This window comes from Dendrosporobacter quercicolus, assembly GCF_900104455.1.
GTDB classification, from domain to species: domain Bacteria; phylum Bacillota; class Negativicutes; order DSM-1736; family Dendrosporobacteraceae; genus Dendrosporobacter; species Dendrosporobacter quercicolus.
Genome location: NZ_FNHB01000001.1, coordinates 1,226,676 through 1,242,858, shown reverse-complemented (window position 1 = coordinate 1,242,858; position 16,183 = coordinate 1,226,676). Strand labels below are relative to the sequence as shown.

The window sequence follows — 16,183 nt, the reverse complement described above, 5'->3', positions numbered from 1 at the left end:
GAATGTGATAACCGAAAGAGAGGGACACAACGTATGACCTTACAATTAGGAGCTGTTTATCACGGCTTCCGGCTGACCGAAGAAAAGCAAATCGAGGAAATACATTCACTGGCCCGGTTGTTTTATCATGAAAAAAGCGGGGCCCGCTTGCTTTATCTGCAAAATGAGGATGATAATAAGGTATTTTCCATTACATTTCGCACGCCGCCTGCGGATAGCACCGGGGTGGCGCATATCGTCGAGCACTCGGTGTTGTGCGGTTCTCGCAAGTTTAATATGAAGGAACCGTTTGTGGAATTGATCAAAGGTTCTTTGAACACCTATCTTAATGCCATGACGTTTCCCGATAAAACGATGTATCCGGTGGCCAGCCGCAATGACAAGGATTTTCATAACCTCATGGATGTTTATCTGGATGCGGTATTTTTCCCCAATATTTATCAGCATCCGGAAATTCTGATGCAGGAAGGCTGGCATTACGAGCTGGAAGACAGAAACGGTGAGCTAACGTATAAAGGCGTTGTCTATAATGAAATGAAAGGCGCGTTTTCAACGCCGGAGGCGGTGCTGGATAAAGAGATTATGGCCTCTTTGTTTCCTGATACCACTTATGGCTTTGAATCCGGCGGCGACCCGGATGATATTCCGGATCTGACGCAGGAAGACTTTCTGGAATTTCACCGCAAATTGTATCATCCGGCCAACAGCTATCTTTTTCTCTATGGCGATGTAGACATTCTGGAAAAGTTAGCCTTTATTGACGAAGAATATTTAAGTGAATTCAGCAGGATACCGGTGGAATCAGCAATTTCCCTGCAGTCCTTATTCAGTGCCAAGGCCGAAAAAACCGCCGAATATCCGGTTTCACCCAATGAACAATTACAGGATAAAACTTTTTTGAGTTTGAATTTCCTGATCGGCAAGGCGACCGAACCGGATAAGACCCTGGCGTTTCAGGCTTTGGAACACTTGCTGCTCAGAACTCCGGCCGCCCCGCTGAAGAAAGCCCTGATTGACGCCGGGATCGGTAAAGATGTGTTAAGCAGCTTTAGCGAAAGCATTCTGCAGCCGACATTCAGCATTATTGTCAACGGATCGGAGGTTGAGCACAAAGCCAGATTTGAACAGGTCATTGAGGAGACTTTGAAAAAACTTGTCGCCGGGGGCATTGATAAGAAGCTGATTGAGGCCTCCATTAATCTGCTGGAGTTTAAATTGCGGGAAGCTGATTTTGGCCGCAGCCCGAAGGGGCTGGTCTATAATATCAAGTGCATGAACAGCTGGCTGTATGATGAGAGTCCCTTTCTGCAGTTAGAGTATGAACAGGCGCTGGAAAAAATTAAGACGGCCTTAACCGGCAATTATTTTGAGCAGCTGATTCAGGAAAGACTGCTTGATAATCAACATAAGACTGTTGTCATTTTACAACCCCGACAGGGGCTGGCTGAACAGAAATCAGCCGAAATAAAAAAAAGACTGGCTGAGCATAAAGCTAAGCTGTCCACCGGCGAGGTTGACCGGATCATTGAGCAGACCAGGCATCTGAAGGAACGCCAGGAAACACCGGACTCCCCTGAAACACTGGCGGCAATCCCGCTGCTCAGGCTGAGTGATATTGATGGCAAGGCCGAGGAACTCATTCTCAGCGAGCAAAACGAGCAAGGGGTAAAGGTGCTGTTTCATCCCATTGCCACCAATCAGATTGCCTATATGAATTTATATTTTGACGCCGCCGGCGTTCCCCAGCCTAAATTAGCCTATGCTTATTTGCTGGCCGAGATTTTAGGCAAGGTTTCGACCGAACAGTATGAATATACCGAACTGGCCAATGAAATCAATATAAATACCGGCGGAATCAGTTATGATGTGCTGGCTTATACCGAAAATGACAATGATGACGTGTACTACCCTAAGTTTAGAATCAAGTCCAAGGCACTGGTAAAAAAACTGCCCAGAATGCTGGAAATCATTGGCGGCATTACAGCCTCCAGCGAGTTTACCGATAAAAAGAGGTTAAAGGAGCTTGTTCAGCAGGTCAAAGCCGCCCTGGCAATGTTTTTACTGCGCAATGCCCAGCAGGTTGCCGCCGGGCGTGTATTGTCCTATTTTTCGCCATCGGCGAAATACAATGAAGCCGGCTTGTTGACTTTTTATGAATTTATGGTCGATTTAGAAAAGAATTTCGACGGTAAATTCGCTGAACTCAGCGCTAACCTGCAAAGCGTGGCTAAACTGGTGTTTAATAAAAGCAACCTGCTGGTCAGCGTTACGGTCGAACAGGACAATTACAGCCGTTTCCAGCAGGCGTTTGACCAATTGCTGAGCCGCCTGGGCCAGGAGCAGGTTCAGCCCCGTCCCTACGATTTTGCTATTGCCGCCTTAAATGAAGGCTTGATGACCTCCGGCAAAGTCCAGTATGTGGCCAAGGGAGCCAACTTCCGCAAACTGGGCTATGACTATCATGGCAGTTTGAAAGTGCTGGAAACTATTTTGCGGTATGACTATCTGTGGAATAAAATCAGGGTGCAGGGCGGCGCTTACGGAGCCTTTGCCCAATTCAGGCGCAACGGCAATATGGTGCTGGGTTCCTACCGGGATCCAAACCTGGGCGAGACGCTGAAAGTGTATAATCAAACGCCGCAGTATTTACGCAGCTTTGATGTCAGTGAGCGGGAAATGACCAAATATGTAATTGGAACAATGAGCCAGCTGGATACCCCGCTTACACCGCCAATGAAAGGCGATGTCGCCGCCGAATGCTATATCCGGAACATTACCCAGGCTATGATCCAGCAGGAACGGGATGAAATATTAAGTACCAGCAAAGCAGGCATTCAAAAGCTGGCTGACTTAATTGACGCTGCGATGAAACAAAACTATCTGTGCGTACTTGGCAGTGAAGAAAAAATTTGCGCCAATAAGGATACGTTTAAGCAAATCAAAAACATTTTTGAATAAAGGAAAACAGGCCGGTGCTTTCCGGCCTGTCAATCCCTGCGGGTTGGCCTTCCGGATTCCCGGGAGGCGAACACCATACTTTCTTCGTAACCGGCTTAATACTTGTCAAAACTGCGGGCGCCAATATAACGGTCCACAAAGTACTGCTCAGACAGGGACGATATTGCTACCTGCTTGGCGGAAGAACTGGCGTGAATGAATTGGTCATTGCCCATATAGAACCCTACATGGGATGCGCCTGGCTTATAGGTGGTGAAAAAGACCAGATCGCCGACTTTTAAATTCTTTTTATCAACCGCTTTACCGGCGGCAAATTGCTCAGCCGCAGTCCGGGGGATGGAAATACCGTTTTGTTTCATTACATACTGGGTAAAGCCGGAACAGTCAAAGCCGGCCGTGGTTGTACCGCCCCAGACGTAGGGAACGCCCAGATATTTTTTACCGGTGGCAATCAGGGCATTGCCGGTAGCCGTCGATTGGCCGGCTGTTTGCTTGCCTGTTATGCCGGGGGCGACGGAGTTATCATCTTTACTGGAGCTGTTGCCCAGCAGTTTGCCTAATAACAGTCCCACCAAAACGTCAAGGAAGCTGCTGCCGCCGGAAGAACTGCCGGAATTGGCGGCAGCAGTTTTTGTCGTCGGGGTGAGCAGGCTGTCCAACGCAGAGGCATAAGTCGGGGCCGGGGTGATTACAGTTACCGATACGGTCAGGAGCAACGCGACCGCCAGCGGCGATTTAACCTTAAACATTGTGCAACCCTCCTATTGTTTTCCGGTGATACCGGAACGAATGAGCGAAAATTTTTAACACATGGTACTATCATACCTTATTTTAAACATTATGTAAACTTGAAAAAGTTAGTAGTGCTGTAAGGCGATGCCGGCGGATCCAATTGCAACAGCCGGCAGGAGCTTGAAAAATGGATTGGGGGAGGCCTGGCAATGCAAATTATTGATTTACATTGCGATACCATTTCCGCCCTGGCTAAATGCCGGCCGGCCGGCGGTCTGCGTTCTAATGAACTCAGTGTGGATATCGGCAAATTGGAGCAGGCCGGGTCGCTGGCGCAGTTTTTTGCGATGTTTATTGACCTGCAGGAAACCGCTCAGCCATTGGCGGAATGTTTACGGCTTATTGCGTGTTTTTCTCAGGAAATGGCTGCCAATCGTGATAAAATCAAGTTGGCCACCTGCTATGCCGATATTGAGAGTAATGACAAGCTTGGTAAAATTTCGGCCTTTCTAACAATTGAAGAAGGCGGGGTGTTTGGCGGTAAATTAAGCAATTTGCGGCTGTTTTACGATTTGGGCGTGCGTTTAGTGACCCTTACGTGGAATTATCCCAATGAAATTGGCTTTCCTAACTGCCGTCCGGAATATCAAAACAGTGGTCTGACTGAGTTTGGGCGGCAGGTGGTAAATGAAATGAATCAGCTGAAAATGATTGTTGACGTGTCTCATTTGTCTGACCAGGGATTTTACGACGTAGCTGAATGCGCCAGCCGGCCGTTTGTGGCCTCTCATTCTAATGCCCGCAGCATAACCGGCCATCCCCGTAATCTTACCGACCCGATGATCAGGCGATTGGCGGAAAAAGGCGGTGTAGTGGGCGTTAACTTCGCCAATCGTTTTCTTGGCGCCAGTCCGGTCAGCCGGGTGGAGGATATTGTGCATCATATCAGACATATCTATCAGGTTGGCGGTATTGATGTACTGGCGCTAGGCTCGGATTTCGACGGTATTGATCCCCGGCTGGAAATTGAAAACATCGGGCAAATTGGCAAATTGGTTCAGGCGTTAAAATGCAGCGGTTTTAAGGAAGGAGAAATTGAAAAAATCTGTAATAAGAATAGTATAAGGGTAATCCAAGCCTGTTTGTCTTAAAAGCGGGTTAGCCGGCGGATAAATTTATCGGGAGAACGGATTTTGATTGACAGTGCTTGGGCGAGTTTTTATAATGATAATGTTATGTATTTGGGGGAGGTAATGATTATTTACAGCCGGGAAAACGAAATTTCTACAGACTCACAAAACAAACGCCAGCAGATCCTGGAAGCAGCATATGTGGTTTTTTCCCGCAAAGGCTTTCACCGGGCAACCGTTGACGAGATTATTGCATTAGCCGATACCGGAAAAGGTACGGTCTACAATTATTTTGTCAACAAGGAACAACTTTTTTATACCTTAATTAAGGAACGGAGCACGCCATTTGAGCAAATATTATCCGAGATTGCCAAAACCGGTTTGCCGCCCCTGGACAAAATCAGGGCGATGGTTAAGGTATTTCTGCAGTTCTATTCGGATAACGCCGATTTATGGCGGGTGTTGATGCATGAATTGCGCGGTTTGGGCAGCGAAGGCTATTCGTCGTTTAGTGAGGAGCAGCAGGAGAAATACCAGCAGCGCTTTCGCGACACCATCGGCCTGCTGCAAGTGGTGTTTCAGGAGGGAATTACCCAGGGCGTTATCCGGGAATGTGATACCAACCGGGTTGCCTATGGTTTGTTCAGTGTTATTGTCATGATGGTGTTCCAACATTTGGTCGGTGACGATGTTGAGGCCACAGCAAACGAAATTACCAGTGTTTTCTTTTACGGCGTAGGCCAATAATTTTTTTATAGCCTGGTGTGACTGGTTGGTCAATACCAAAAGCCGGTAAGCAGGAGAAGGCCCGGTAACTCAAAAGCGTTAAACGGAGCCACAGAAGGATACGATCGGGTGTATGCCGCGGGAATGGCAGAGCCGGACGAAAAGAAGCTTGCTTGCAGGCTTCTTTTTTACCTCATGAATACTCCGGGCAGCCAATGCCCAAACTAAGATGCCTGCACCGTCATTGCCCTTGGCTGGCTGGTACACGTTGCGCCCGTCCCGCCGGTAACCGGCAGCGATCTGGTCGTTAACACTGACCGAAACAACCGAAGCGTTTGGGACTGGGCAAGCTGACCGGCGAAAGCAGCGCCAACTGCGGCAGTAGGATTTTGCATTGATGAACGAATTTCCAGCTACATAACAAAAGTACGGGCCCCAGTTTGCGCCCGTACTTTTTCCTTTTTCGCAGGTATTTTATTTATGGCAATTTCATAAGTTAAAGAAATAAAGCAGGAAAACGTTAAAGGAACCCGAAATAAAATAGAATGGTAGCTTGCCGAAGTGAGAAGGAGTGATGAAATGTCCTTTAATGCCAAACTGAAAGATGAATTGACAGACCAATTGTTCAGGGCGATATTATTGTTGCAGAATGAGGAGGAATGCTATCAATTCTTTGAAGATATCTGCACAATCAGCGAGTTGAAATCTCTGGCGCAGCGGCTGGAGGTAGCCCGCATGATCAGCGGTGAGCATACTTACAGCGCCATTGTTGAGCGGACGGGCGCCAGTACGGCGACCATCAGCCGGGTCAAAAAGTGCCTGCATTATGGTGCGGACGGTTACAAAATAATTTTGACGCGCTTAGCTGAGCAAGAGGACGCAGTGAAACGATAGAATGGAGTGTTTACCTTGAACCAGAACGAATTTGTACCGCAAATACCCTATGGCACCCGGGATTTTCTGCCGCGTGAAGCCAGCCGCAAACGGGCGATTGAAGCCGCGCTGGCCGGTATGTTTGTCCGGTGGGGCTATGATGAGGTGGTTACCCCGACCATTGAGTATTTGGACACGTTAACGCTGGGGGCAGGCTGTGAAGTTCAGCAAAATCTGTTCAAATTTTTTGATAAGAATAACCATCTTCTGGCTCTGCGGCCGGATATGACCACACCCATTGCCAGAGTCGCCGCCAGTCGTTTACGGGAAAGCCCTCTGCCGCTCAAACTGTTTTATCTTACCAATGTATTCCGGTATGAGCAGGCGCAGGCCGGCCGGCAGTGTGAATTTTATCAGGCCGGGGTAGAACTAATGGGAGCAGCCGGGCCAACCGGCGATGCAGAGGTCATAGCTTTGGCGGTAGAGTCAATGCGGGAGGCCGGTTTGGCTGAGTTCCAAATCAGCCTGGGGCAGGTGGAGTTTATCAATGGCATTATGGAGGAAAGCGGACTGGCCTTGCAGCAGCGTCAGCAGGTAAAACTGGCGATGCTGACCAGGGATCTGGTGGGGCTTGGCGAAATCCTGGCGATTAGCGGGCTGAGCCGGGAGGTGCAGCATTTATTGCAGCGGATTCCGGTATGGCATGGGCGTGAGGACATGCTTGATCAGGCCTTAACGATGGTGACAAACGAAAAAAGCCGCGGGGCCCTGGCCAATTTAGCGGAAATTTACCAGTTGCTCAAGGTTTATGGCGTTGAACAATATGTAACCTTCGATTTGGGGATCATTCGCGATTTTGATTATTATACCGGCATGGTTTTTGAAGGTTACACGCCAGGCCTTGGTTTTCCTCTGTGCGGCGGCGGACGTTATGACCAAATGCTGAATTCGTTTGGGGCAGGCGCTCCGGCCACCGGTTTCGCCCTGGGCATTGAACGGATTATGCTGGCGCTGGAACGTCAGGGGAAAACCGATAAAGCCGAGGCTAAAAACTTCTACGTGGCCTGGCCGTCCGGCCGTCTGGCGGCGGCAATTACCAAAGCCGGGCAACTGAGAAAGTCCGGCTATTCGGTGGAAGTCGCCTGTCAGGCCCAGACAGAGCGGGAGGCAGCAGCCAGCCAAACGGACAAAGGCTTTGAACGGCTAATTTATCTTACGGAGGATTAAGCGATGTTAACCCGGGTCCGGCAGGTGTTTTGTGCATTTACGGCCCGTATTAGCCCGGCGGACCGAGCGTTTGTTGAGAGTAGCTTACAGCCGCCTGAACAGGCGTTGTTTTGGGGGATGAATTTGCCTGACCAGCGTCATGCCCTGAATGTGGCCTATACGGCCCGGAAGCTGGCTGACGGCGTGGCGGGCGTTGACCGCCGCTTATTGACGAAGTGCGCCTTGCTGCATGATGTCGGCAAAGTTTACGGCGATGTCAGTACGGCTGATAAAATTCTAACGGTAGTTGCGCACCGGCTTGCCCCCCGCTGGGCAAAGCAGTGGGGCCGGGCCGGCCGCGGCAGTAAACTGCAAAATCTGCGTCATGCTTTTTATGTCTATTTTCATCATCCGGCCCGCAGTGCGGCGTTGCTGCAGCAAGCGGGTACAGAGGCGTCCGTCGCCGCTATTGTGGCGAAGCATCACGCAGCTCCGGCCCATGATGATCCACCGGAGCTGGCAATATTAAGGCAGGCCGATCATCAGCATTAATAGCCTTTTTGCTTGTCAATCAAATTGACCATATCTTCACCGGCGGCAAAGCTGGTCAGGTTTTGACAAAACAGCTTAATTGCCCGGTCCAGATAATAAGGGGAAATTGCGGCAATATGCGGTGTGATGATGACGTTGGGCATAGTCCAAAGCGGTGAGCTTTGCGGCAGTGGCTCCTGTTCAAAAACATCCAGCGCCGCTCCTTTGATGGTTCCCTCGCGCAAAGCGGCAGTCAGGTCGGCTTCATTCACGACCGCTCCCCGGGAAACATTGATGAAATAAGCCGAAGGCTTCATCTGCCTGAATAATGCAGTGGTAAAGAGGTGCCGGGTCTGGGCGGTTAACGGTAATGCGACAACAATAAAATCGGCGGTTTTCAGCAAATCGGTCAGTTGGTCAGGCAGATAAAGCTCATCCACGAATAATTCGGCGGTTTGTTCCCGTTTGGCGGCAATCACCCGCATACCCAGCGCTTTGGCCCGTTTGGCGACTTCGCGCCCGATACTGCCCAAACCAACGATGCCGATGGTCTTTTCGTAAACTTCCTCCAGCGGAGTGCGTTGCCAGATTTGCTGCTGTTGCTGTTTGAACAGCACATGCAGTCCGCGGGTAAACGCCAGGATCAGGGACAATACATGCTCCGACATGGGAATGCCGTGAATTCCCCGGGAGTTGGTAAGCTTGACCGACGAATTCAGCATTTCAGGAAACAGCAGCTTTTCCACACCGGCGCTCAGGGCATGAACCCACCGTAATTCGGGAGCCTGGGTAAATAACGGCCGAAAATCTGCTGTTCCCCAGGTTGCCACAATATTGGCGTCTCCTATATGCCGGCCGGCGTCAGCCGGTTCGGCCGCAAGCACCGTGCTGTCCGGTGCAGCGCTTTTAATAGCGGCGATATGCCGCTCCGCCAGTTTATTTATGACCAGAATATTGAATGCAGGCATTGTTTCATGCCGCCTCCTTTACCAATTGTTATCTTATTTAATATATATACTTCGCTTCATTTTTATAAATTCCTACATAAAAACGTTGACGCCGCTGATTCCCGATGGTAACATAGTGATATATTAGCACTTTAAATAACTAAAGGATAGATGAGCAGGAGGGTTTTCGTGACTTCAAGCGATATGGAATATCTTACGATTGCCTTGCCGAAGGGCAAATTGTTTACGCCGGCGGCCGCTTTGCTGGGAAAATTAGGCTGCACGGCCGAAGGCCTTAGTGAAAACTCCCGTAAATTAGTGATCAGCAATGAGGTTGAAAAAATAAGATTTATCATTACGAAAACGGCTGATCTGCCTACCTATGTCGAATACGGCGCTGCCGATATTGGCATTATTGGCAAGGATGTGCTGCTGGAAGAAAGCAAAGATGTCTATGAACTGCTGGATTTAAAGTTTGGCTACTGCCGGATGGTGGTGGCCGTACCGCAGGCATTGAAGCAGGAAAAGCTGAGTGATTACGCACATATGAGGGTAGCCACGAAATACCCCAATATTGCGGAACGGTATTTTCATAGTATGGGTATTCAAACCGAAATTATTAAACTGAATGGTTCGATTGAATTGGGACCAATGGTGGGGCTGGCCGAAATTATCGTTGATCTGGTTGAAACCGGCCGTACGCTGAAAGAGAATCAGTTGGTAGAGGTTGCGCAGATTCATCCTGCAACCGCCCGGTTAATTGCCAACCGGGTCAGTTTTAAAATGAAGTTTCCCCGCATTGAAAAATTAGTGGAAGACATAAAAAGCTTACTGGAAAGCGAGGCTGGAAAGTGAAAGTTGTTGATACAAAGGATTTGTCAGCCCGGGAAGTTATCAATTTGCTGAAAAAGCCGGCTTTTGACGAAGTGAGGCTTGACGACAGGGTGAAAGCCGGCATTAGGAGGAATTTTGGCGCTGATCTGACGGCAGCTCAGGTTGTCGACAAGATTGTAACTGCAGTACGGGCCGGAGGGGACGAAGCGGTGGCTGGCTTTACCAAGCTGATTGACGGCGCCGATTTTTCCGGCAAATCGTTTGAGGTCAGTCCGGCGGAATTTACCGCCGCCAGAAAGGCGGTGGACGATAAGGTATTAGCCTCTATCAGGCTGGCCATTGACAATGTCCGCCGGTACCATACCGAACAATTGCCGAAATCCTGGCTGACTTACCGGGAGCATGGGGCAATACTGGGTCAGAACTGCCTGCCGCTGGACCGGGTTGGCATCTACGTTCCCGGCGGTACAGCGGCTTATCCCTCCTCGGTAATTATGAATGCAGTTCCCGCCGTTGTGGCCGGTGTCAAGGAGATCCTCATGGCCGTGCCGCCGGCGCGCGACGGCAGTGTCAATCCCTATGTTTTAACCGCAGCCCGCGAAGCCGGAGTGACCAGGGTATTCAAAGCCGGCGGTGCGCAGGCGGTTGCCGCGTTGGCTTTTGGTACGGAAACGGTGCCGAAAGTGGATAAGATCACCGGCCCGGGCAATATCTTTGTTACCCTGGCGAAAAAAGCCGTTTACGGGTACTGCGATATTGATATGCTGGCAGGTCCCAGTGAAATTCTGATTGTAGCTGATCATACCGCCAATGCGCGCTATATTGCCGCTGACTTGCTCAGCCAGGCCGAACATGACCTGCTGGCGTCAAGTATTCTCATCACCGACTCTCCGGCCCTGGCCGGTCAGGTAGCGGCCGAGGTTGAAGCGCAGCTGGCCGTTCTGCCGCGTCAGGAAATTGCCGCGGCCGCCCTGACCGGGAACGGTTTGATCATTGTCGTCCGGGACATGGCTGAAGCAATCGAGCTTGCCAATGCTTCAGCGCCGGAGCATCTGGAAATTTTAACGGCCGATCCTTTTCAGCAGCTGCCGTATGTACGGCATGCCGGGGCGGTGTTTCTGGGACCCTATTCGCCTGAGCCGTTAGGCGATTATCTGGCCGGGCCGAACCATGTCCTGCCGACAGGCGGAACAGCGCGGTTTTATTCGGTGCTGAATGTGGAAACCTTTATGAAGAGAACCAGTATCATTGCTTATACCAAAGCCGCTTTAAGCGGGGTAAGCGCAGATGTTATCCGGCTGGCCACTGCGGAAGGTTTGGAAGCTCATGCAAATGCAATCAGGGTGAGAGGTGAATAAAATGGCGGATTACCGGCCAGGATTAAACGAACTGCCCACTTATTCCGTAGAGGAACGCGAGTGGGAGATAAAAATTGACGCAAATGAAAGCAGTTTCAATTTACCGCCATTGGTACAGGAACGTCTGATGAACCGCCTGGCGGGTCTGGCGTTCAACCGTTATCCGGATATTGGAATGAAAGGTCTTAAAGAACAAATTGCCGGGAATTTCCAGTTGCGCAGCGACAATGTGTTGATCGGCAATGGCTCAAGTGAAATTTTGGAAAAGTTATTTCATGCCTATGGCGGCGGCGGGCGCAGCATTGTTTTTCCTGCGCCTTCCTTTTCCATGTACGACATTTACGCCAAGTTGTCGGAAAGCAGGGCAATTCCGGTCCAGCTGGAGTCCGATTATTCGCTGAGACCGGATAAGGTGCTGGCTGCGGCCAGGGATTCAGCGGCCAAACTGATCGTGCTTTGCACGCCCAATAATCCTACCGGCAATGCAATGGAAGAGCAGGATATTGAATATATTGTCCAACAGGCCGGCTGCCCGGTGGTTGTGGACGAAGCTTATATTGAGTTTCATGGCCGGTCGGCAGTTGACTTATTGAACCGGTATGCCAATGTGATGATTGCCCGTACTTTCTCCAAAGCCTATGGTTTTGCTTCAGCCCGGATTGGTTATCTGATTGCTGCGGCTGATATTGTCGCCATGCTGGGTAAAATCTGCATGCCTTATCATGTCAATGCCCTGTCTTTAGCCGGGGCGGAAATTATTTATCAGATGCGCAACGAGTTTGCGCCTTACATCCAGCAGACGATTGGCGAACGCCGGCAGCTGGCTGCGGCGCTTGAGGAATTGCCGGGCGTGACGGTTTATTCTTCGGTTACCAACTTCTTACTGGTTAAGTTTACCCAGGCGGGCAGGGTTGCGGCCGTGCTTGCGGAACATGGCATCGGGGTGCGTGATTTCAGCAGTGTACCGGGCCTGATTGACTGCCTGAGGATTTCGATCGGGACACCGGCTCAGAATGACAGGGTATTAAAGATAATTACCGGGTGCCGGGAAAGGGGCTGAAGCGATGAGCCGGTCAGCAGCAATTGCGCGTAAAACAGCGGAAACAACAATTGAAGTCAAGCTTCAAATTGATGGCGGCGGCAATTCCAGTATTCATTCCGGGATTGGTTTTTTTGATCACATGCTGGTATTGCTGAGCCGGCATGGTTTGTTTGATTTAACGGTCAGGTGCGCCGGTGATCTGGAAGTTGACGGCCATCATACCGTTGAGGATATCGGTATTGTTTTAGGGCAGGCGTTAAAACAGTCCCTCGGGGACAAACAGGGCATTAAACGGTATGGCACCGCCTTTGTGCCCATGGATGAAGCGTTGGCCATGGTGTCGCTGGATATCAGCGGCCGGCCGTATTTGGTTTACGATGTTGCAACGCCGGCGCCCAGCATCGGGGCTTACGACTGTGAACTGACCGAGGAATTTTTGCGGGCGCTGGCGGTCAATGCCGGATTAACTTTGCATGTTAAGTTATTGACCGGGAAAAATTCACATCATATTATTGAAGCAATATTCAAGGCGCTGGGGCGGGCTTTGGATGAAGCCACCCGCCAGGACGAACGGATTGTTGGCGTAATGTCCACCAAAGGCACTTTGGAGGGCTGAATAAGGCGAGAACCGGTCGATTATGTTTGGGGATACGGAGGAGTACATGATGATTGCAATCATTGATTATGGCATGGGCAATCTGTATAGTGTGGAAAAAGCCTTTGCCAGGTTGGGAGCCCGGGTTGTGGTAACCAGTGAAGCGAAAGCGATTGCGCAGGCCGATAAAGTGGTTTTGCCGGGGGTAGGAGCGTTTGGCGACTGCATGAAAAATCTGCGCAGCTCTGGTTTGATTCCGGTCATCGAGTCGGTGATTGCCGGCGGCAAACCGTTCCTGGGCATCTGCCTGGGCCTGCAGCTGTTGTTTGAGGGCAGTGAAGAAGATCCCGGCGTGGACGGCCTGGGGATATTTGCCGGGCAGGTCCGAAAGATTACGGCCCCTGATCTAAAAATTCCCCATATGGGATGGAATAGCCTGGCTTTCCAGCAGACCAGCCCGTTGTTTAAGGGCGTGGACGCCGGTTCCTATGTTTATTTTGTTCACAGCTATCACGCCGTGCCGGAGGCTGATATTGTGACTGCTGTGGCCGACTATGGCCAGACGGTTACCGCCGCTGTGGGGCGGGACAATGTGCAGGCTGTGCAGTTCCATCCGGAAAAATCGAGCAGCGTTGGTTTGTCCATTCTGGCGAATTTTGTTAAACTGTAAGGCGGGAACGATTGAACCACAGAGGGCGCGGAGTACACGGAGGGTTACGGGGGAACGGTTTAACCGCAAAGTACTCGAAGGACGCGAAGGGGACGCAAGAGGTTATATAGTGGGAACGGATTGAACCACAGAGGGCGCGGAGTACACGGAGGGTTACGGGGGAACGGTTTAACCGCAAAGTACTCGAAGGACGCGAAGGGGACGCAAGAGGTTATATAGTGGGAACGGATTGAACCACAGAGGGCGCGGAGTACACGGAGGGTTACGGGGGAACGGTTTAACCGCAAAGTACTCGAAGGACGCGAAGGGTTAACGGGAGTAGGGGGTTTTATTTGGATTTCCGGTGCAATGATTTGTGCCGTTTTCTGGTTCCCTCTGTGACCTCTGTGTACTCTGTGGTTCGCCAGGCATTTTGTTTTTAAGGGTGGTGGTTTGTGTGATTGTTTTTCCGGCGATTGATATCCGGGGGGGAAAGTGCGTCCGTTTGACGGAAGGACGGTTTGATCAGGAAACGGTTTTTGGCGAGCAGCCGGTGGATATGGCCAGGCGCTGGGCCGGTGAAGGGGCTGAATTTTTACATGTGGTCGATTTGGACGGGGCGCTGGCCGGGAAACCGGTAAATACTGATGCTATTAGAGAGATTGTCCAGGCTGTGGATATTCCTGTACAGCTGGGCGGCGGAATCCGGTCGCTGGAGACCATTGCGGCGCTGCTGGCGGCGGGGATCCACAGAGTTATTTTGGGTTCGGTTGCGGTTCGCCGGCCTGATTTGGTCAAGGCGGCCTGCGACCGGTTTGGCGGGCGGATTGTTGTCGGCATCGACGCCCGTGACGGTCAGGCCGCGGTCGAGGGCTGGGGGGTAACCGGGGGAGTGAGCGCCGGGGAATTGGCGCAAAAAATGGCTGCCGCCGGCGTTGAGAGGATTATTTATACCGATATAGCCCGTGACGGCACCCTGTCCGGGGTGAATGTCGCCGCTACGGCGGCCTTGGCCCGGCTGGCCGGCATTCCGGTGATCGCTTCCGGCGGGGTGAGCGGCATTGATGATATTAAGGCTGTCAAGACGGCTGAAGCTGACGGGGTGGAAGGGGTAATTGTCGGCAAGGCTATTTATACCGGCAGCCTCAGTTTAACGGAAGCTATTGATTGGGCGCGGGGAGGGTGAGTCAGTTGTACACTAAGCGAATCATTCCCTGCCTGGATGTTAAGGACGGGCGGGTGGTTAAAGGAACGAATTTTGTCGGCCTGCGCGATGCCGGCGATCCGGTGGAGCTTGCTGGTATTTATGACCGGGAAATTGCCGATGAATTGGTTTTCCTGGACATTACCGCTTCCTGTGAGGAGCGCAATACCCTGGTACAGATGGTGGAGCAGACTGCCGCCCAGGTATTTATCCCGTTTACGGTGGGCGGGGGAATTCGAACCGGCGATGATATCCGCAGAATGCTAAAGGCTGGTGCGGATAAGGTTTCACTGAATACGGCGGCCATCAAAAATCCGGACATTATCGCTGAAGGCGCCCGGCGTTACGGCAGTCAGTGCATTGTATTGGCGGTGGACGCCCGCAGGACAGGCGCCGACCGGTGGGAAGTTTATATCAACGGCGGACGGACGCCAACCGGGCTTGATGTGCTGGAGTGGGTAAAAAAGGCCACTGCTCTGGGGGCGGGAGAAATTTTACTGACCAGCATGGATAAGGACGGGACGAAGGATGGTTATGATATTGCTCTGACCAGAGCGGTGTCCGAAGCGGTAAGCGTGCCGGTCATTGCTTCAGGCGGAGCAGGTGAATTAAGTCATTTTTACGATGTGCTGACAGCCGGGAAAGCTGATGCTGTTTTGGCGGCATCAGTATTTCATTACGGTCAGTTTACCGTTCGCCAGGTTAAGGAGTATCTAAAATCACGCGGAGTGGAGGTGCGGTTATGAATTTTACGAATATCAAATTTGACGCCAATGGCTTAATCCCGGCAATTATTCAGGATGTAAAGAGCAATACTGTGTTAATGTTGGCCTATATGAATGAACAAGCGCTGCACAAAACGGTAGAGACCGGCTTGACCTGGTTTTACAGCCGCAGCCGTCAAGCGCTCTGGCACAAGGGCGAGACTTCCGGCAATGTGCAAAAGGTGATTGATATCTACTATGATTGTGACGCCGATAGCCTGCTGGTCAAGGTAGAGCAAACAGGCGCTGCCTGCCACGAGGGCACCTTTTCCTGCTTTAGCCGCAAGCTGGGCCAAACGGACAGTCAGGGTGAGAAGCTGTTTGCTCCGGAGGAGGTCTACGGGCAGTCTCCCGCTACGGTGCTGCATGATTTATATCATGTCATAAATAATCGCCGGGACAATCCGAAAGAGGGATCTTATACTACCTATCTGTTTGAAAAAGGTCAGGACAAGATTCTGAAAAAAGTTGGCGAGGAGTCGGCTGAAACGATCATTGCTTCAAAGAACAACGACAATAACGAGCTGTTGTATGAAATGGCTGATCTTTGGTATCATTGCCTGGTACTGCTGGCCTATCATAAGGTTAGCCCCAGCGAATTGCTGGCCGAGCTGCTAAAACGGAGGAAATAGGG

General features: G+C 51.0%; 17 protein-coding genes. 14 read left to right on the top strand and 3 right to left on the bottom strand.

All coding sequences use genetic code 11. From position 1 onward, the window contains the following. Nucleotides 1-33: 33 nt before the first annotated feature. Nucleotides 34-2,958 carry an insulinase family protein gene (locus BLR06_RS05720; protein WP_092069448.1) on the top strand — a complete coding sequence of 975 codons (2,925 nt, stop codon included), beginning with the start codon at nt 34-36 and terminating at the stop codon, nt 2,956-2,958. A gap of 95 nt (nt 2,959-3,053) precedes the next feature. On the opposite strand, the gene BLR06_RS05715 is transcribed toward BLR06_RS05720, so the two are convergent. After that, nucleotides 3,054-3,707, bottom strand: a complete 654-nt coding sequence (locus BLR06_RS05715; RefSeq protein WP_092069445.1) for a C40 family peptidase — start codon at nt 3,705-3,707, stop codon at nt 3,054-3,056. A gap of 192 nt (nt 3,708-3,899) precedes the next feature. On the opposite strand from BLR06_RS05715, the gene BLR06_RS05710 reads away from it, so the two are divergent. Together BLR06_RS05710 and BLR06_RS05705 are read left to right on the top strand one after the other, a co-directional pair. Then, nucleotides 3,900-4,841 (top strand): dipeptidase, encoded by a 942-nt coding sequence (locus BLR06_RS05710; RefSeq protein WP_092069442.1) that lies wholly within the window; start codon nt 3,900-3,902, stop codon nt 4,839-4,841. 42 nt (nt 4,842-4,883) lie between these two features. Further along, a complete protein-coding gene (locus BLR06_RS05705; protein WP_245698031.1) occupies nt 4,884-5,567 on the top strand; it encodes a TetR/AcrR family transcriptional regulator in 684 nt (227 codons plus the stop codon). A gap of 203 nt (nt 5,568-5,770) precedes the next feature. Here the strand turns inward: BLR06_RS05705 and BLR06_RS19460 are convergent, their stop codons facing one another. After that, nucleotides 5,771-5,941, bottom strand: a complete 171-nt coding sequence (locus BLR06_RS19460) for a hypothetical protein (RefSeq protein ID WP_173812639.1) — start codon at nt 5,939-5,941, stop codon at nt 5,771-5,773. Between the two features lie 184 nt (nt 5,942-6,125). On the opposite strand from BLR06_RS19460, the gene BLR06_RS05700 reads away from it, so the two are divergent. The 3 genes from BLR06_RS05700 to BLR06_RS05690 are packed head-to-tail and all read left to right on the top strand — an operon-like array spanning nt 6,126 to nt 8,177. Further along, a complete protein-coding gene (locus BLR06_RS05700; RefSeq protein WP_092069439.1) occupies nt 6,126-6,440 on the top strand; it encodes a YerC/YecD family TrpR-related protein in 315 nt (104 codons plus the stop codon). Between the two features lie 15 nt (nt 6,441-6,455). Next, nucleotides 6,456-7,646 (top strand): ATP phosphoribosyltransferase regulatory subunit, encoded by a 1,191-nt coding sequence (hisZ, locus tag BLR06_RS05695; protein WP_218039439.1) that lies wholly within the window; start codon nt 6,456-6,458, stop codon nt 7,644-7,646. Nucleotides 7,647-7,649: 3 nt separating this feature from the next. Continuing rightward, a complete protein-coding gene (locus BLR06_RS05690; protein WP_092069433.1) occupies nt 7,650-8,177 on the top strand; it encodes an HDIG domain-containing metalloprotein in 528 nt (175 codons plus the stop codon). On the opposite strand, the gene BLR06_RS05685 is transcribed toward BLR06_RS05690, so the two are convergent. Further along, complete coding sequence (locus tag BLR06_RS05685) at nt 8,174-9,124, bottom strand: D-2-hydroxyacid dehydrogenase (protein ID WP_092069429.1); 951 nt, start codon at nt 9,122-9,124, stop codon at nt 8,174-8,176. The genes BLR06_RS05690 and BLR06_RS05685 overlap by 4 nt on opposite strands. 168 nt (nt 9,125-9,292) lie before the next feature. Here BLR06_RS05685 and hisG point away from each other — a divergent pair, with 168 nt between their 5' ends. From hisG to hisIE, 8 genes are all read left to right on the top strand, one after another. Next, nucleotides 9,293-9,958, top strand: a complete 666-nt coding sequence (hisG, locus tag BLR06_RS05680; protein ID WP_092069425.1) for an ATP phosphoribosyltransferase — start codon at nt 9,293-9,295, stop codon at nt 9,956-9,958. After that, nucleotides 9,955-11,295 carry a histidinol dehydrogenase gene (gene hisD, locus BLR06_RS05675; protein ID WP_092069422.1) on the top strand — a complete coding sequence of 447 codons (1,341 nt, stop codon included), beginning with the start codon at nt 9,955-9,957 and terminating at the stop codon, nt 11,293-11,295. Before hisG ends, hisD begins: the two co-directional genes overlap by 4 nt. 1 nt (nt 11,296) lies before the next feature. Beyond that, complete coding sequence (gene hisC / locus BLR06_RS05670; protein WP_092069420.1) at nt 11,297-12,355, top strand: histidinol-phosphate transaminase; 1,059 nt, start codon at nt 11,297-11,299, stop codon at nt 12,353-12,355. 4 nt (nt 12,356-12,359) lie between these two features. After that, nucleotides 12,360-12,953, top strand: a complete 594-nt coding sequence (hisB, locus tag BLR06_RS05665) for an imidazoleglycerol-phosphate dehydratase HisB (RefSeq protein WP_092069417.1) — start codon at nt 12,360-12,362, stop codon at nt 12,951-12,953. Nucleotides 12,954-13,002: 49 nt separating this feature from the next. After that, on the top strand, nt 13,003-13,602 hold the full coding sequence (gene hisH / locus BLR06_RS05660; RefSeq protein WP_092069414.1) for an imidazole glycerol phosphate synthase subunit HisH: 600 nt from the start codon (nt 13,003-13,005) through the stop codon (nt 13,600-13,602). 436 nt (nt 13,603-14,038) lie between these two features. After that, nucleotides 14,039-14,767, top strand: coding sequence for a 1-(5-phosphoribosyl)-5-[(5-phosphoribosylamino)methylideneamino]imidazole-4-carboxamide isomerase (gene hisA / locus BLR06_RS05655; protein ID WP_092069411.1), 729 nt, complete (start codon nt 14,039-14,041; stop codon nt 14,765-14,767). 5 nt (nt 14,768-14,772) lie between these two features. Beyond that, complete coding sequence (gene hisF / locus BLR06_RS05650; RefSeq protein WP_092069408.1) at nt 14,773-15,531, top strand: imidazole glycerol phosphate synthase subunit HisF; 759 nt, start codon at nt 14,773-14,775, stop codon at nt 15,529-15,531. Continuing rightward, the gene (gene hisIE, locus BLR06_RS05645; protein ID WP_092069404.1) at nt 15,528-16,181 is read left to right on the top strand and encodes a bifunctional phosphoribosyl-AMP cyclohydrolase/phosphoribosyl-ATP diphosphatase HisIE; all 654 of its coding nucleotides are present in this window, start codon (nt 15,528-15,530) and stop codon (nt 16,179-16,181) included. The genes hisF and hisIE overlap by 4 nt, the downstream gene beginning before the upstream one ends. Nucleotides 16,182-16,183: the final 2 nt, after the last annotated feature.

Excerpts from the sequence above, each read along its gene's own strand:
- BLR06_RS05690 (WP_092069433.1), top strand. The coding sequence starts at position 7,650 with ATGTTAACCCGGGTCCGGCAGGTGTTTTGTGCATTTACGGCCCGTATT.
- hisC (WP_092069420.1), top strand. The coding sequence starts at position 11,297 with ATGGCGGATTACCGGCCAGGATTAAACGAACTGCCCACTTATTCCGTA.
- BLR06_RS05720 (WP_092069448.1), top strand. The coding sequence starts at position 34 with ATGACCTTACAATTAGGAGCTGTTTATCACGGCTTCCGGCTGACCGAA.
- BLR06_RS05700 (WP_092069439.1), top strand. The coding sequence starts at position 6,126 with ATGTCCTTTAATGCCAAACTGAAAGATGAATTGACAGACCAATTGTTC.
- hisB (WP_092069417.1), top strand. The coding sequence starts at position 12,360 with ATGAGCCGGTCAGCAGCAATTGCGCGTAAAACAGCGGAAACAACAATT.
- hisIE (WP_092069404.1), top strand. The coding sequence starts at position 15,528 with ATGAATTTTACGAATATCAAATTTGACGCCAATGGCTTAATCCCGGCA.
- BLR06_RS05715 (WP_092069445.1), bottom strand. The coding sequence starts at position 3,707 with ATGTTTAAGGTTAAATCGCCGCTGGCGGTCGCGTTGCTCCTGACCGTA.
- BLR06_RS19460 (WP_173812639.1), bottom strand. The coding sequence starts at position 5,941 with ATGCAAAATCCTACTGCCGCAGTTGGCGCTGCTTTCGCCGGTCAGCTT.
- BLR06_RS05710 (WP_092069442.1), top strand. The coding sequence starts at position 3,900 with ATGCAAATTATTGATTTACATTGCGATACCATTTCCGCCCTGGCTAAA.
- hisH (WP_092069414.1), top strand. The coding sequence starts at position 13,003 with ATGATTGCAATCATTGATTATGGCATGGGCAATCTGTATAGTGTGGAA.
- BLR06_RS05685 (WP_092069429.1), bottom strand. The coding sequence starts at position 9,124 with ATGCCTGCATTCAATATTCTGGTCATAAATAAACTGGCGGAGCGGCAT.